This is a genomic window from Thermoactinomyces daqus (assembly GCF_000763315.1).
Lineage (GTDB): Bacteria > Bacillota > Bacilli > Thermoactinomycetales > Thermoactinomycetaceae > Thermoactinomyces_A > Thermoactinomyces_A daqus.
The window spans coordinates 1-14,833 of sequence record NZ_JPST01000009.1; the positions used below are offsets into that span (position 1 = coordinate 1).

The following is a 14,833-nucleotide window of genomic DNA, read 5'->3' on the forward strand; positions in this document are numbered from 1 at the left end:
GGTGGGGTTTGTCATCAATCTCTACGGGCTTATAGCCCGTTTTTTAATTTAATTATGGAAGCCCAAAGCTTATGAACTTCCAAAAGTCGAGACATTTAAGCCGCATTTGAAGATAAATGTTGACGAAATTCTTTTGGAGACAGGTATCCCAACATAGAATGTGACCACTCTTGCATTGTAGAATTGAACGTAGAGGACAATATCTTTTTTGGCTTCCAAGAAAGAGGAGTACAAATCTTTAGCGGGCATGTTCCGTTTTCCTTAAAATTGCCCCAACACGCTTTCTAGTCGCCTTCAATTTGTGTAAGTTAGTCACAGTCCTACTTTCTAACAAAGATTCTCCTCCGAAGAAATTTTGCAGTTATATTCGAAGGGGATTTATTAGACGGGAGTTGGTCAATTCAATTTTTTTCGGCGGTTCTAGGTCGACTATAAGCCGGCTATAACACAATCAAAGTGTCAAAACACTGTATGCCCCTTTCGGGTTGGAAGTATAATCGTTTGAAAATACATTAAAACTAAAAAATCGTTATATAGACCGGGAACCCGGCGGGAAAGGAGCAAACCGATGAAGATCAGCAAAAATACGGCAGAACATTATATTTGGGGACAGCAATGTGACGGATGGCATCTGGTGAAACGGGAAGAATTGAGCGTGATCCATGAGCGAATGCCGGCCGGTACGGAAGAAGTCAGGCATTATCATGAACAGGCGCGGCAGTTTTTCTTTGTCTTGAAGGGAGTGGCCACCATCGAGGTTGAAGGGGAAGTGATTCAGTTGCATGAGCAGGAAGGGATCGAGATTCCGCCGCGAGTGCCCCATCACATGATGAATAAGTCCGGACAGGAGATCGAATTTTTGGTGATTTCCCAACCGACGAGCAAAGGGGACCGGGTGGTTTTGCGCGATTGATCAATCTCTTCAAGATCATGGCGGCAAGAGGCGTTATCAAAACAGAAGCTTGCCGACCGGAGAAAAACGGACTTGGTCAACAAGCTGAACCCGGCGTATGAATTGCCGGGTTTCAGACGGTCGACAAACCTCATTTTCAAACCCTGCAAGAGGTCTTATCTGCAGCGGCCTTTGCGGCGGAAGAAGCCGGGAATTCCATGGATTCAGCCGTGTGGAGCATCAGTGATCAGGCTTCTCTTTTTTCTCTTCATCCGATGCATCTTTTTTATTTTGCTGGATAAGGTTTTTGGTGGTATCAAAATTACATTGATGAAGATGGCGATGATCGAACCGAATATCGTTTCCAAAATTCGCGCCCATTCATATCCCGGAGAATTTATAAAGGCCAAAACCATGATCACACTCACGCCGATCTGATTTGCAATCTCTTGATTCAGTTTCAAAAGTGTTGCAAGTGCCAGCCCGATCAAAACACTGAGGAAAACAGCAACTCCCGAAACCGGAATCCAGTGTGCGATCAAAATGCTTAGCATGACTCCGCCAATTACCCCGGATATGCGATTTTTCGCTTTTTCAAGGGATTCAGCTGCGGTGGCATTGGACACCAATACAGCAGCTAAAGGTGCCAAATAAGGAAAAAAATGAGGCAGAAATAAAGTCGCTAACCACCACGATATTCCCGCTGCGAGAGCTGTCTTGAATATGGGTAACGTAACTCCGATCGAGGTGAGCAGTGATCCTGTCTTTTCGATTTTCGCTTTGATATTCATCAGTGCTCCCCCTTTGCTGATTTGCTTCACAAAAAAAGCCCCGCGTTTTTGAAGGGGCTGATTGTAACGGAATGCCTTATAAACCGAGTGAAATGTATTTTATCTCCAAAAATTCTTCGATGCCATAACGACTTCCTTCACGGCCCAATCCACTCTCTTTAAATCCGCCAAACGGTGCTTGTGCTGCTGAAGGTGCGCCATCATTCACCCCAACAATGCCATATTCTAATGCTTCTGAGATATAAACGGCTTCCCTGAGATTTTCTGTATACACATAGGCCGCCAGACCATAAGAACTGTTATTGGCGCGTTCGATTGCTTCATCGATGGTTTTGAACGTTGCGACGGGAATGAGCGGACCAAATGTTTCTTCAACCATGCAAAGCATGTCATCTTTGGCATTGGCAATCACGGTTGGTTCGATAAAATATCCCTTTTGATTCGTTAATCTGTTTCCGCCGGTCAAGACCCGGCCGCCTTTTTGTTTCGCATCTTCAATATGCTTTATGACTTTTTTAACCGCTTCTTCATTAATTAACGGCCCAATGTCGGTGCTTTCTTCCAATCCATTACCCACTTTCAGTTTTGCTGCTTTCTCTGCCAATTTCACCGTAAATTCTTCAGCGATTGATTCATCTGCCAAGATTCGATTGGTACAGATACAAGTTTGTCCGGCATTGCGGAATTTGGAAGCAATGGCACCATCCACGGCTTTATCTATATCAGCCTGGGCTGTGACAATCAGGGGAGCGTGTCCGCCCAATTCAAGAGATATTTTTTTTACCGTATCCGCTGCTCCCCGCATGAGGATTTTTCCCACTGGTGTCGAACCGGTAAAAGTTAGTTTGCGGACCCGGCTGTCTTTTTGCCAAGCATTTGCAATCGATTCTGCATCTCCCGTTACGACATTGAGCACCCCGTTTGGGATGCCGGCTTGGTCAGCCAGTTCGGCCAGTTTCAATGCTGTAAAAGGAGTTTCTTCAGAAGGTTTTAATACAACGGTACACCCGGCGGCGAGGGCTGGTGCCACTTTTCTTGTAATCATTGCCGCGGGGAAATTCCAAGGAGTGATAGCGGCGATGACACCAACGGGCTGTTTCTGGACAAAGATCCGTTTGTCAGGAGAAGAAGCCGGAATCGTTTCACCGTAAATTCGTTTTCCTTCTTCTGCGTACCAAGAAATAAAACTATTCGCATAGGTGATTTCTCCTCTTGCTTCCTGCAGAGGTTTCCCTTGTTCCAGTGTCATGATTTCCGCCAGTTCATCTTTATGCTTCTCGATTAAATCAAACCATTTCATAAGTAATTTGCCGCGTTCTTCGGCAGGTTGCTTGGACCATTTTTGAAAAGCTGGGTAAGCAGCTTCTACTGCCATTTTGGCCTCTGTTGCCCCTCCATTGGGAACAGATCCTATGATCTTCTTTGTAGCCGGGTTTATGACGTCGATTTTATTGATGGCATCAATCCATCGACCGTTGATGTACATTTTATCAGGATGCATGGAATGGCCTCCTTTTGATCCAAGATGACTTTGTTGCTCTGAAGATACCCCTAGATTATCATGGATTTAATTGATTAAGTACTTCCTTTCTCTCTTAAGGGTATAACAAATGGTTATGGGTGATCGGAATGAATGTAGAATGGCTTGAAGCCTTTTTAATAACGACCAAAGCTAAGAGCTTGACAAAGGCAAGCGAACAACTTCACATGACTCAACCGGCATTGAGCAAGCAAATGAGAAAATTGGAAGAGGATCTGGGCGCAACTTTGTTTATACGTTCTGCAACGGGAGTGGAATTAACAGAAGCCGGAAAAATTTTGTTTGAAGAGATCGAGCCTGTCTTGCGTAAAATCCATTCGATCCGTAAGGATATTTTAATGACGAAAGGAATAACGGGGATCAAGATAGGCACTTGGCCGAGTATTGCTGCTTTTTATCTTCCGGATCGGCTGGCCGCGGCTAAAAAAAGCCATAAGGATCGGGAAATCAGCATTAAAGTTTCTTATAGCTATAAGGAGATTTTGCGTTTTTTGCGTGAAGGAATCATCGATGTCGCATTATTGGATGACAGGGAAATACAACACCCTTATTGGTCGAAACAACTCTTTAGCGAACCTTTTTATTTATTTGTTCACCGTCAACACCCCCTGGCTAAACGGGATCACATTTATTTTAATGATGTTAAGGATGAATCTCTCGTGGTGCTGCCCCCTTCCTGTGACGTTCGGATATTGTTGGAAAAAGCATTTAAAATTCATAACGCTGATCTGAAAATCTCTTCTGAAATTGATTTCGGACAGAGTATCATCGGCTTTATCTCGGCAAATTTAGGAGTATCGATTCTGCCCGAAATTTTTACTCATCACGCAGATCAGTCAAGAATCAAGGCGCTTCCTATCGTGGATTTTAAAATGAAACGAGTCATTTCTCTCATTTCACGGAATCCGGATATGGGGAAGCTGCTTTTATCTCTATTGTTCAGTCCTTATTGATACGGGTTTTGTCCACCGGCACTGTGATCAAAAAAGGATCGGGGGAGAATGGCGGATTGCCCAACCTTTCTCCCCGCTGTCTCGCTTGTGGTCTATTCACGTTTAAACGCATATTTCTGAATTTTTTCCTCCGCGATTGTACACCCGATCCCCTCCCGGCCGGACAAATGGACGGTTCCATCCCGCACCTGCAATCCGTCCGCTGCCGGATCATCGGCAAGAAAGAACGGCCCGTTTAAATCCACCGGGATTTGCAGATCGAGATAATTGAACAGATGGGCGCTGGCGGTCAAGCCCAGCGTCGATTCCGTCAGTCCTCCTCCCAGCAAACCCAAGTTGGCTTCTTTGGCAATTTCCCCGCATAACCTTGCTTCTTTGAGCCCGCCCGTTTTTGTCACTTTGATTACGACCATATCACATGCTTCGGTGCGGATCGCCTGGATCAGATCGCCAGCTGACCAAATGCTTTCATCCAAGGCGATCGGGGTACCGGTTTTTCGGCGCAATTCGGCGTGTCCGGTCAGATCGTTTGCCTTGAGGGGCTGTTCAAACACGTCAACGCCGATTCGTTCCATTTCCCGGGATAAGCGCACGGCCTCTGTCAAAGTGTAGGCCTGATTGGCATCTGCCCGAAAATAGAGTTCGGGTGCCGCTTGTTTAACCGCCTCCAGGATTTGGACGTCCAGTTTTGGATTCAACCCGATTTTGACGTCAATGGCCAGGTATCCGTTTTCCTTGGCCTCTCGTGCTTTTTTGCAGGCCTGGTCAGGATCGTTGGTGCTGATCAGGTAAGAAAGGCGGATCGTGTCTTTAAAGGTGCCCATCCAGAGCCCGGGGAGGTGGGTTCCATGGTGTTTGGCGAGCAGATCATGAATGGCCATGTCGACGGCTGCTTTGGCGATCGGCATTCCTTTGCTGAATCCGGCGGCGATACTCCGGTCCATCAACCGGTGAATCCGGTTCAAATCGCGGACGGATTCGCCGAGCAGAACCGGTTTTAAATAATGTTCAATTGTCGTGGTGACCGATTCAAGGGTTTCATAGCTCCAGCGGTGGCTGGGCCGGGCTTCCCCCCAACCTTCCGCCCCTTCATCATCGGTGATTTTGACATAAACATGGGGTGCACCTTGTCCCAGATCCCCGACTTTCCCGCCGGAGATAAAGAAATTTTGTTTCATCGGCAATGTTAACGGAAAAACTTCGATTTTGCTGATTTTCATCTTTACACCCTTACCTTTCCCGCGTCACTGTCAATCTCTATGCCCCGCTTCCGTTATTCCTGCTCCTTGGAGATAACCATTGCTCTTTGTGCCGGGCGATAAATGCATCGTCATTCAAGTGCGGATACTCGCGGTAGACCCGGTCAATTTCCTCCAGTTGCCCCGGTGACAAGACTTCATCGGGGTTGAGGCACCAGCGGCCCTCCAGCAGTCCCTGGCGGCGGAGGACTTCATGAATTCCGGCGATGCATCCGGCAAAGCGGTTGGCGGAGTCAAAAAAGGCGGCATTGCAGTCGGTTATCTGCACTGCAAGCTCCAGAAGACGGGGCGGAATCGGTTGCCGGTTGTCGCGGATCGATTTGATTTCTTCAAAGAGTTCGACGGCTTTCTTGGTCCAGACGGCCCAGTGTCCGAGCAGGCCGCCGGCGATTTTCTTTTCTGTCCACTTCCCGTTGACCCGGAAGCGATAAGTGGTCAGCAGGTCTGCGACGATATTGTCATCATTGCCGGTGTAAAGGGCGATTTCCTCACATCGCTTCGCATGGCAGACTGCCCTGACTACATCCAGCGTTTGGTAACGGTTGAAGGGGGCGATTTTGATTGCCATCACACCGGGGATGTCCGCGAATGCTTTCCAGAAGTCGAAACTGAGGTATCTTCCGCCGACCGAAGGCTGAAGGTAGAAGCCGAATACAGGAATGATTTCTGCCACTTTTTCCGCCCGTTGAATCAGTTTTTCTTCGGACAGTTCCTGCAAACCGTTCACACTGAGCAGACCCAGATCATAACCGAGTCCGGCTGCCAATTCGGCTTCCCGCAGGGCCTGATCGTCCGGCCCGCAGATGCCGGCTACTTTGATGAAAGGCCGGTTCAGCCCGGCATGTTCCACTTCCTCGGCAGCCAGGCGCAATACCGGTTCCAGCAGATGATGCTCCCTGATCTCAAACTGCGTTGTATGGACGGCAACGGCAATTCCTCCTGCTCCCGCCGCCATGTAATATCGCGTCAAGGCCCGCTGCCGCTGTTCATCCAACTGTCTTGAACGATTCAATGCCAGCGGATGGGCCGGAATCACCACACCTTCATGCAAGGCATTTTTGATTTCCGGTCTGCATTCTTTTCCGCTGTTCATGGTCAAAAAGCTCCTTTTCGTTCCTGAAAGTGGGTGGGTTTATCCAGCGTTTCACCGCCGGAGGCAACCCAGTCGGCCGTCCAGTCGATCATTTGCTTCAGAGTAACCCGGGGATAACCAAACAGCTTATGGGACTCTGATGCATTGCTTAACAAAGCCGTATTTTCTTCATCATGATGAAATTCCGATTCGACATTGAAACGCTTGGCAAATTCTTTCGCCAGCCAGCGGATGGAGACGGTTTCCGGGCCGGTTACATTTAAAATGCGGGGAGGACACTCGCAAATGGCCAGGGAACGCAGGGCGAATTCATTGGCATCCCCCTGCCAGATTACATTGACATGACCCATGCGCAGATCAATGGGTTTTCTTTCATAGACAGACCGGGCGATTTCCAGGAGCACCCCATACCGCAGATCATTTGCGTAATTCAGGCGAAAGTGCACCATCGGGATTTTGTGGAGACGGGAGAAATACTCAAAAACCCGTTCCCGTCCCAAACAGGATTGCGCGTACTCCCCGACAGGGGCCGTGGGATGATCTTCGGTGACGCCCTGCATGGAAACGGGAGTAAGCGGATATACATTTCCGGTGGAAAAGGAGACAATCCGGGAATGGCGGTACTTCTCGGCGACCCGCCCGGGGAGATAAGCATTCATCGCCCAGCTGTAATATTCCCGACCCGTTGTGCCAAATTTGTTTCCCGCCATAAAAATGACGTTTTTTACGTCCGGCAATGATTGCAATTGCTCTTCGTTCAAGAGGTCGGCGGCGATGGTTTCAATTCCGGATGCTTCCAATTCCTCCCGCAGATTTCCCGATGAGAAGCGGGAAACGGCAAATACTTTTTTCTTTGCGCCAGCCTCATCAATGGCGTTTTTTGCCAATCTTGCCAGGCTGGGTCCCATTTTGCCTCCGGCGCCGAGGATGAGAAGATCTCCATCCAACTTAGCCAGAGTCTCCGTCAATTTTACGGAAGGTTCGGACAACTTTCGCTCCAGCTCCTGAACACTTTTCATCAGATTTCATCTGCCCCCTTGTAGCAGGATCTTTTTCTTATTTTCCCGGAGGAAGGGAAAACAAATCGCTTCAAGGTGGAAGGACGGGGCATTTGCCCAACTGGTTTCGCACCAAACCCTCGGTTTCGCGTTTCAATTGCAATTCATCCGAAGACGGCGGAAGTAAAAAAGGCTTTTACCCTGCAAGTTGCTTTGCAAAGTAAAAGCCTTCTGTTTGCATTTTTACTGGAATGCCTGGCTGACAAAGTGCAGCAGGAACAGCCCGGCAATGATATAGAGCGGAAAAGCCACTTCCTTTGCCCGCCCCGTAAACAGTTTCATCACCGGATAAACGATGAATCCGAAGGCAATCCCGTTTTCGATGCTGAACGTCAGCGGAATAAACGCGATGATGATATAAGCGGGAAAACCTTCAGTCAGATCATTCAAGGGAATATTTTTGATGTTTTCCAGCATCAGCCCGCCAATCAGGATCAAAATCGGGGCGATCGCCGGATCGGGAATCAACTTGATCACCGGGATGAAAAAGAGCGAAAGCAGAAATAAGCTTCCGGTTGTGATCGCCGTCAAGCCTGTTTTCCCGCCGGCAGCAATCCCGGCTGCGCTCTCGACGGTCGCGACGGTGGGACTGGTTCCCAAAAAACCGCAGGTGATCACCGAAAGGGCGTTGGCCTGAAACGCTTTTTTAAAGAGATGGGCGTCCGTTTGGCCCAGCATGTGCAAGTGTCCGTGAATCAAGCCGATATTTTCAAACACCAGCACCAATGCCAACGAAAAAGCGGCTGCCCAGAAGGGAACGGACAAAACCCCGGACCAGGATGGTGCCATAAAAACGGAAGTAAAACTGTTTAAGTTGAGCCCCTCCCAGGAGAAATGTTCCACTTTCGCCGCACCAAAGGCATAGGACAAAATCGTGCCGGCCACGATACTGATCAGCAGGTTGCCGGGAACGTTTTTGACAAACAGGAAAATTGTGATCACCAGGGTCAGAAGGGTGACCAACAAGGCTGGTGAGCGAAAGTCGGCCAATTCGATAAACGTGGTTTTACCGGGATGGATCACGCCGCCTTTTTGCAGGCCGATAAACGTAAGCAGCAGTCCGATCCCGACAGTAATCGCATTTTTCAGCGTATCGGGGATTGCTTTTGTGACCAGATCGGCCAGCTTGCTGAACGCAATCAGGGCAAACATCAACCCGGCGGCCACCACGGATGCCAGTGCCGCCTGCCAAGACAATCCCATCGATTTGACCAACGTATAGGTAAACAAGGCATTGATCCCCAAGCCGGGGGCGAGCAAAATCGGCGTATTGCTCCAGAAGCCCATGAGCAAACAGCCGACAAAGCTGGAAAGCGCCGTTGCGATGATGGCGCCTTCAAGCGGAATGCCGGCATCGGCCAGGATCGAAGAATTGACAACGATAATATAAGCAGCGGTAAAAAACGAAAGAACCCCGGCCATGATCTCTTGTTTGGCCGTTGTTTTCCATTTGTTTTTATTTAAACGTGCTTGTAACGCCTCCACTTCATTTCCTTCCTCATTGTAGCCCCTCTCCCAACCCAAAATCGTCAAAAGCGATTTTTAATTCATTCATTATAGAAAGAAGAAGGCATTGTTGTCAATAATGTGCATGGTTATAAACAAGTTTGCTTCGCAAACGAAAAACCACAAAAAGGACCACTCTCAACAGGGGGATTTTCTCACAACCGCTTGAACGCGACGAAGGAATTGGAGTGGAAATTCCTCAGACCGGCAGCGACTTTTGCCACGGATGGCTGAAACGGGCAAGTGTCCCGGCCGAAACATGCGGATAAACAGCCGGTTCCACCAATCCTTCAATTCATCCCCCTGTATTCTTAAGAATGGCCTGCATCTGCGGAGTTATTTCAATCTCTTCACGATCTTTTCCAAATGCAGATTTCGCGAGGCTTTGAAATAGATGATTGCGTTTTTGGGAGAACGGGCCAAGTGACGGAGCAATTGACTCGACTTTGTAAAGTTAAATACCTTGTTTTTGTTCATCCCGCTTTCCACGGCGGCCTTTGCGATGAATCGTCCGTATTTGCCGACCGTGATCAATTGATCCAGTTCCATGGTGGCTGCATATCGGCCCACCAGTTCATGCGCCGCCCGGGTATATTTCCCCAGCTCCAGCATATTGCCGAGGACAGCGATCTTCGGCCTTGTTCCCCCTACATTTTTTAATACTTCCAATCCTGCTTTCATCGCCGTCGGATTTGCATTCCAAGCGTCATTGATCAAGATGCGCCCATACCGGCCGCGGATAAATTGCAAACGCATCTTGGGAGCCTGGAAAGTGGCAAGTCCTTTTTGAATTTCGCTTTTGCTCGCGCCGTAAGCCCATGCGACTCCGATGGCGGCCAGGGCATTATAGACATTGTGGGTTCCGAAGGTGGGAATCCAAACGGGAAACGACTCGTTGCCGATCGAAGCCACAAAGTTCATGCCGGTTCGGGTGTAGTGGATGTTGCTTCCTCTGATGTCGGCGGGGTTTTCAATACCGAATGTATAGACGGTTCCTTTGAAACGGCTGAGATTCAGTTTGCGGGAACGGGCATTGTCAGCATTTAAAAACAACACTCCGCCCGGGCGCACTCCGTCTACCATTTCCTGTTTCGCTTTCACAACCAGGTCGATCCCGCCCAAGGCGCCGGCGTGTGCCTCCCCTACATTGGTGATGACACCGATTTCGGGTTTGACTATCTTACACTGGCGAATGATGTTGTTCAGCGATTTCATGCCCATTTCCAATAAGAGGAGTTTTGTGTTCGGGTTCAGCCGAGTCAAATATGAAGGCAGGAAGACGAATGTGTTCAGGTTGTCCTTCGTTTTTACCATCGGACCGTGATTTTTCAGGATGGAAGCGACCATCTCAGTCGTTGTCGATTTGCCGGCGCTTCCGGTAATGCCGATCACGCGGAGCGGTTTGCATTGTTCCCAGTTCCATTTTGCGATTTTCCAGAAGGCGGCGAAAGCATCACGCGTGCGGATCAGACCGACTTCCTTTGGCAAAGCATGGCTGGAAACATATGGCGGAAGCACGACAGCTATCGGTTTGATCCTTTGAATGGCGGGCAGCTGCTTTTTTTCCCAATTGACCTTCCGGCTGAAAAAGTAAACTTGATGGGGTTTTAATGATTTGGGATTGCCAAAATTAACGGATTGAACAAGTTTGGCGGGATTGGCTTGGATGAGTGTTCCGTCCATCACTTGTGCCATTTTGCCGAGCGAGATTGTTTTCATTCCCGTTTCCTCCCTAGGCTGGTTTCATCACTGATCAATAGCCACCCAGGCCATGTGTTGCTTTATCTTATTCCAAATGGGTAAAAGAGGAATGGGTATCTACCCCGGGAGAGAGGAGAAATATGGAAGAGAGTGCAGATCGCTTGTTTTCCCGATTTCAAAACAAGTTTCCGCCGCTTTAGTTCCGGGCAGTTCGGGATCCGGCCGGTATCTTTTCTCACGGCAGGCCATCTCGGTAAGCTGAGGCGAGGAGGGTCAGGCTAGTGCGTCCATACCGGCAGGGGTTCTTCATGGCTGAAAAAGCCAAACATTTGCCAATGATACACTTGGATTTAAAGTGGAAGCGGTTGGACTCGATCCGGGGAAGGGGGGCAATTGTGGTTTTTTCAGACACTCCGGCAGGGAAACAGCTCAATCCGTAACTTTCCGCTCCTGATCTGGCACATGAAGTGTGATCGTTCCTGCTTGGGTGGTTGGTTGAGCTGTTCCCGTAGCCTTGGCGGTGCTCTGAGGCTCGTATGGCTCCGCAGCAAGTGTTCGGTCATTTGAGCCTTCAAAATCTTGTGAGATGCTGTGCTGATTATTCAACATATATAATTCAGTATTCGGAGTCTAAAACAAGCGACTGTACACGAAAAGGAGCAAGGGGTAAGAAATAAATGAGGATCGAAAAAGCGATTAAGATACTGAGATCGAGATTGATCAAATGCAGTTTCAAAGAAATCAGGTAGATCAGTCCGACACAAATCAGCCCGATAATATAAGACAGGTGTCCGCTTTTAACCTTAATGAATTGAGTTCTTTCATCGTTATGAGCCAGATTAACATTGGCAAACGTATAAAACAAAAGAGAGAATCCCAAAGAAAGCGGTAAAATAGAAGCCCGAATCTCGTTTATGGCCTCTAAAATTCCCCCGAAGATAATGATAATTGCGAATAAACCAAAGAGGAACTGATAAGTTTTTCTGTTATCCAAATTTATCCTCCTCCATGATAAATACTTCTTCAATCAAGCAACCAAACACCTTAGAAAGTGAAAAGGCTAAAGACAGCGATGGATTATATTTTCCATTTTCAATCGAAATAATTGTTTGTCTTGAAACATTGACTAACTGTGCCAGTTTTTCTTGCGAAAGATTATGCTTCTTCCTCAGTTCCCTAAGTCGGTTTTTCATAACATCACCTAACTGCTTTCCCGTTATTAAACATGATATTACAAAGCAGCCTTTATGTAAAGTTACCTTTACATTTGCCGGGCATTTCCCTAAATATCAATCAAGATTAAGACCTGAATTTTCGTCATATTCCAATGTGATTTGGTTGCCCCGGCTTTTTCGCATTGTTCCGGGGCTTCACTTCAAGTGGAGGAGATGAAGCGCGCCCCTCAGCGCAGACACGGGGGAAATCGTGATTTCACCACTCAACATACGAACCCAATTTTTGGCACAGCCGGGCCCACCCCTGATCCATACGTTTGCGCACAATCGTGTGCGGTTCCCCGAATTCGGTCACCTGATCGGCATCCCAGCCGGAATGGACCAACGTCACTTCGGTTTGACCGTCAAGATCTTTTAATTCAAAAGTAATGTTCCAGTCTTTGCCCCAGTTGAAAGAAAGGCGGTGAGGAGGATCCACTTCCGTCACTTGGCAAGGGGACATGCCAAAATGCCCTGCATTCAGGTGAAATTCATGGCCTGACACGGGCTGGAAGTCATTTGGCATAAACCACGCGGCAAGGCCTTCCGATGTAGCGACGGCATTCCATACTTTATTGATCGGAGCATTGAAAACGGAAGTATGCTGAATATCCGGCAGTGTATGTTGTCCTTGTTTTTCCATGTTTCTTCCTCCAAGGATGAGATTTTGCAGAAAGGCGGGAGGCCAGGCGGGTACATATTTTGTTTTGCCCCGAAAATTGACGTACAATAGCAAAGAAATACAAGGTTGTTTAGAAAGGATTATTCTCATGTTGGAGCAGAAACAAACGCCAAAACGCAAAAATGAACATATCGAAATCGCTTTAAATAAGGACGTAACCGGGAAAAAGGTGACTTCCGGATTTGAGAGGTACCGCTTTCTGCATCAGGCGTTGCCGGAAATCGATTTTTCCGAAATCTCCCTCTCGACCCGCTTCCTCGGCAAACGGATGAAGGCGCCGCTGCTGATCAGTTCCATGACCGGAGGAACCAAAGAGACAGGCGAAATCAACAAGAGATTGGCTGTGGCCGCCCAGCAGAGGGGATGGGCGGTGGGGCTCGGCTCCGGACGGGCGGCCATTGAATATCCCGAGGTGGCGGAGACGTTTCAGGTGCGTTCGGTCGCGCCGGATATTCCGCTGCTGGCCAATTTGGGTGCGGTTCAGCTGAATTATGGCGTCAGTGTTGACGATTGCCGGCGGTTGGTGGAGATCGTTGAAGCCGACGCGCTGATTCTCCACCTTAACCCGATGCAGGAAGTGTTTCAGCCTGAGGGAAATACCCGCTTTCGCGGCTTGCTCTCCAAAATCGAAAAGGTTTGCCGGGCGCTTGAGGTGCCGGTGGGAATCAAAGAAGTAGGGAGCGGCATTGATGGAGATCTGGCCGTTAAGCTTTATAATGCGGGCGCGGCGTTTATCGATGTTGCAGGCGCGGGGGGAACCTCATGGATCCAGGTGGAGAAATACCGCTCTAAAAAACCGCTGTTAAAAGAAGCGGCAGAATCCTTTCTTGATTGGGGCATTCCCACAGCCGATTGTCTGATCGGAATCAGAAAAAAAGTCCCGCAAGGTTTCCTCATTGCCAGCGGCGGACTCTCTTCCGGGGTGGATGCGGCCAAAGCGATCGCGCTGGGAGCAGATCTGGCCGGATTCGGCCGGTCGCTTTTGCCGGCAGCAGCACGGAAATCGGCTGATGCCATGGTTGCCCGTCTGGAAAAGATCGAATTGGAGTTGAAACTGGCCATGTTTGGGATCGGTGTGGCCGATGTGACAGAGCTGAAAAAAACAAATAGGCTTACCGCTGTCCGGGATTGATGTGAAACAGGTTTCGAACCCCATTGCCCGGCTGGTTCCGAGTGAGTCAGAACCGCTCTCTGGTCAATGGGGTTCTCCGGCTAACCCGGATCCTCTTAAAGTCGCAAAGAATTCAAGATAAATTTTGCAAATAATGACCTTATTATGCCATTTCCATGTTAAAATAGAATCGGACTTTATATTTTTACATTACTAGAGGGAGAATAAGAATGGCCAGCCATTACAGCAGTATCGGTTTTTGTGTGGAAAGTGATGAAGAATGGGTTCAGCTTTTGGAGCGTTGTAATGAAATGGCGGAAAGCAGGGAAAATGAACAGAGCCGCTATCTTTTATGGAAGGTGTCGGAAGAGATTGAGCTGATTTTGCCCCTGGATGAGGAAGGAAAGGTATTCGCCTGCCATCCGCATTTTGCGGGGAAAGGACGCATGAAGGCGACACTGGAACATTTTTATCCGGGGTCGAAATACCCGCTCGATATTACTTTGCTCGCCTGGGTGAAACATGAAATCAGCCATTTCGGCGAGATGACCGGCGATTTTCCCTTTGTGTTTGATCCGCCGGAATATGGTTCGTTTTTGGCTCTGAAACCGTTTCCGAGGTCGGTCAATCTACAAATTGCTGCATTTGCCCATCGGTTGCAATGTTTTATCGATGAAGAAGATTATCTTCTTGCCCAGGAAAGCGGTGGGCTGATGTATGCAGCGGAATCATTCGTTCCGATCGGGATGTTTGTCGAAAATGACAAGGACCCGGAAGCAATTGCCTTTTTCAGCGGAAAAGTGCTTGAGGCTGAGAAAAAACAAAATCCCGAGACGGGAGCAGAGTTTTGGTATCTGCTCGTCAAAACGTTGGGCGGAACCATCGATGTTGTGGCAGATCCGGAACTGATGGCGGGTGTGCCCGTTGAGGAGGGCATCGTCTGCGGGGAGTTTTGGCTGAGCGGCAAGCTGGCAGAGGAATGAGGAAAGCGGGGTGAAGAAAAAGAATTTGTGGTAAGATAGGTTATAGCATC

The 14,833-nt window shown here is 48.6% G+C and carries 14 protein-coding genes; 4 read left to right on the forward strand and 10 right to left on the reverse strand.

Going from position 1 to position 14,833, the window contains the following annotated elements; all coding sequences use genetic code 11:
• Positions 1-568: 568 nt before the first annotated feature.
• Positions 569-913, forward strand: a complete 345-nt coding sequence (locus tag JG50_RS0104280) for a cupin domain-containing protein (RefSeq protein WP_033099888.1) — start codon at positions 569-571, stop codon at positions 911-913.
• Between the two features lie 203 nt (positions 914-1,116).
• Here the strand turns inward: JG50_RS0104280 and JG50_RS0104285 are convergent, their stop codons facing one another.
• Together JG50_RS0104285 and JG50_RS0104290 are read right to left on the reverse strand one after the other, a co-directional pair.
• Positions 1,117-1,683 (reverse strand): FUSC family protein, encoded by a 567-nt coding sequence (locus JG50_RS0104285; protein WP_081943708.1) that lies wholly within the window; start codon positions 1,681-1,683, stop codon positions 1,117-1,119.
• Between the two features lie 76 nt (positions 1,684-1,759).
• Positions 1,760-3,184, reverse strand: a complete 1,425-nt coding sequence (locus JG50_RS0104290; RefSeq protein WP_033099889.1) for an NAD-dependent succinate-semialdehyde dehydrogenase — start codon at positions 3,182-3,184, stop codon at positions 1,760-1,762.
• Positions 3,185-3,312: 128 nt separating this feature from the next.
• On the opposite strand from JG50_RS0104290, the gene JG50_RS0104295 reads away from it, so the two are divergent.
• Positions 3,313-4,176 carry a LysR family transcriptional regulator gene (locus JG50_RS0104295; protein ID WP_033099890.1) on the forward strand — a complete coding sequence of 288 codons (864 nt, stop codon included), beginning with the start codon at positions 3,313-3,315 and terminating at the stop codon, positions 4,174-4,176.
• 92 nt (positions 4,177-4,268) lie between these two features.
• On the opposite strand, the gene JG50_RS0104300 is transcribed toward JG50_RS0104295, so the two are convergent.
• From JG50_RS0104300 to JG50_RS0104335, 8 genes are all read right to left on the reverse strand, one after another.
• Positions 4,269-5,396 (reverse strand): mandelate racemase/muconate lactonizing enzyme family protein, encoded by a 1,128-nt coding sequence (locus tag JG50_RS0104300; protein WP_033099891.1) that lies wholly within the window; start codon positions 5,394-5,396, stop codon positions 4,269-4,271.
• A 37-nt stretch (positions 5,397-5,433) separates the two neighbouring features.
• Positions 5,434-6,528: a dihydrodipicolinate synthase family protein gene (locus tag JG50_RS0104305; RefSeq protein ID WP_033099892.1), complete on the reverse strand. Its 1,095-nt coding sequence runs from the start codon at positions 6,526-6,528 to the stop codon at positions 5,434-5,436.
• 2 nt (positions 6,529-6,530) lie between these two features.
• A complete protein-coding gene (locus tag JG50_RS0104310; protein ID WP_033099893.1) occupies positions 6,531-7,547 on the reverse strand; it encodes an NAD-dependent epimerase/dehydratase family protein in 1,017 nt (338 codons plus the stop codon).
• A gap of 222 nt (positions 7,548-7,769) precedes the next feature.
• On the reverse strand, positions 7,770-9,071 hold the full coding sequence (locus tag JG50_RS0104315) for an NCS2 family permease (RefSeq protein WP_033099894.1): 1,302 nt from the start codon (positions 9,069-9,071) through the stop codon (positions 7,770-7,772).
• A gap of 357 nt (positions 9,072-9,428) precedes the next feature.
• Complete coding sequence (locus JG50_RS0104320; protein ID WP_033099895.1) at positions 9,429-10,811, reverse strand: UDP-N-acetylmuramoyl-tripeptide--D-alanyl-D-alanine ligase; 1,383 nt, start codon at positions 10,809-10,811, stop codon at positions 9,429-9,431.
• A 598-nt stretch (positions 10,812-11,409) separates the two neighbouring features.
• Positions 11,410-11,787 (reverse strand): hypothetical protein, encoded by a 378-nt coding sequence (locus JG50_RS0104325; protein ID WP_033099896.1) that lies wholly within the window; start codon positions 11,785-11,787, stop codon positions 11,410-11,412.
• Positions 11,780-11,986, reverse strand: coding sequence for a helix-turn-helix transcriptional regulator (locus JG50_RS0104330; RefSeq protein ID WP_033099897.1), 207 nt, complete (start codon positions 11,984-11,986; stop codon positions 11,780-11,782). Before JG50_RS0104330 ends, JG50_RS0104325 begins: the two co-directional genes overlap by 8 nt.
• Positions 11,987-12,224: 238 nt before the next feature.
• Positions 12,225-12,650, reverse strand: a complete 426-nt coding sequence (locus JG50_RS0104335) for an SRPBCC family protein (RefSeq protein ID WP_033099898.1) — start codon at positions 12,648-12,650, stop codon at positions 12,225-12,227.
• Positions 12,651-12,777: 127 nt separating this feature from the next.
• Between JG50_RS0104335 and fni the strand changes: the two genes are divergently transcribed.
• Positions 12,778-13,821 (forward strand): type 2 isopentenyl-diphosphate Delta-isomerase, encoded by a 1,044-nt coding sequence (gene fni, locus JG50_RS0104340; RefSeq protein ID WP_052153990.1) that lies wholly within the window; start codon positions 12,778-12,780, stop codon positions 13,819-13,821.
• A 209-nt stretch (positions 13,822-14,030) separates the two neighbouring features.
• Complete coding sequence (locus tag JG50_RS0104345) at positions 14,031-14,783, forward strand: hypothetical protein (RefSeq protein WP_033099899.1); 753 nt, start codon at positions 14,031-14,033, stop codon at positions 14,781-14,783.
• The last annotated feature ends 50 nt before the right edge of the window (positions 14,784-14,833 follow it).

Bases quoted from the DNA above. Each gene is read 5' to 3' on its own strand.
- JG50_RS0104280 (WP_033099888.1), top strand. From the start codon at position 569: ATGAAGATCAGCAAAAATACGGCAGAACATTATATTTGGGGACAGCAA.
- JG50_RS0104285 (WP_081943708.1), bottom strand. From the start codon at position 1,683: ATGAATATCAAAGCGAAAATCGAAAAGACAGGATCACTGCTCACCTCG.
- JG50_RS0104290 (WP_033099889.1), bottom strand. From the start codon at position 3,184: ATGCATCCTGATAAAATGTACATCAACGGTCGATGGATTGATGCCATC.
- JG50_RS0104295 (WP_033099890.1), top strand. From the start codon at position 3,313: ATGAATGTAGAATGGCTTGAAGCCTTTTTAATAACGACCAAAGCTAAG.
- JG50_RS0104300 (WP_033099891.1), bottom strand. From the start codon at position 5,396: ATGAAAATCAGCAAAATCGAAGTTTTTCCGTTAACATTGCCGATGAAA.
- JG50_RS0104305 (WP_033099892.1), bottom strand. From the start codon at position 6,528: ATGAACAGCGGAAAAGAATGCAGACCGGAAATCAAAAATGCCTTGCAT.
- JG50_RS0104310 (WP_033099893.1), bottom strand. From the start codon at position 7,547: ATGAAAAGTGTTCAGGAGCTGGAGCGAAAGTTGTCCGAACCTTCCGTA.
- JG50_RS0104320 (WP_033099895.1), bottom strand. From the start codon at position 10,811: ATGAAAACAATCTCGCTCGGCAAAATGGCACAAGTGATGGACGGAACA.
- JG50_RS0104330 (WP_033099897.1), bottom strand. From the start codon at position 11,986: ATGAAAAACCGACTTAGGGAACTGAGGAAGAAGCATAATCTTTCGCAA.
- JG50_RS0104335 (WP_033099898.1), bottom strand. From the start codon at position 12,650: ATGGAAAAACAAGGACAACATACACTGCCGGATATTCAGCATACTTCC.
- fni (WP_052153990.1), top strand. From the start codon at position 12,778: ATGTTGGAGCAGAAACAAACGCCAAAACGCAAAAATGAACATATCGAA.
- JG50_RS0104345 (WP_033099899.1), top strand. From the start codon at position 14,031: ATGGCCAGCCATTACAGCAGTATCGGTTTTTGTGTGGAAAGTGATGAA.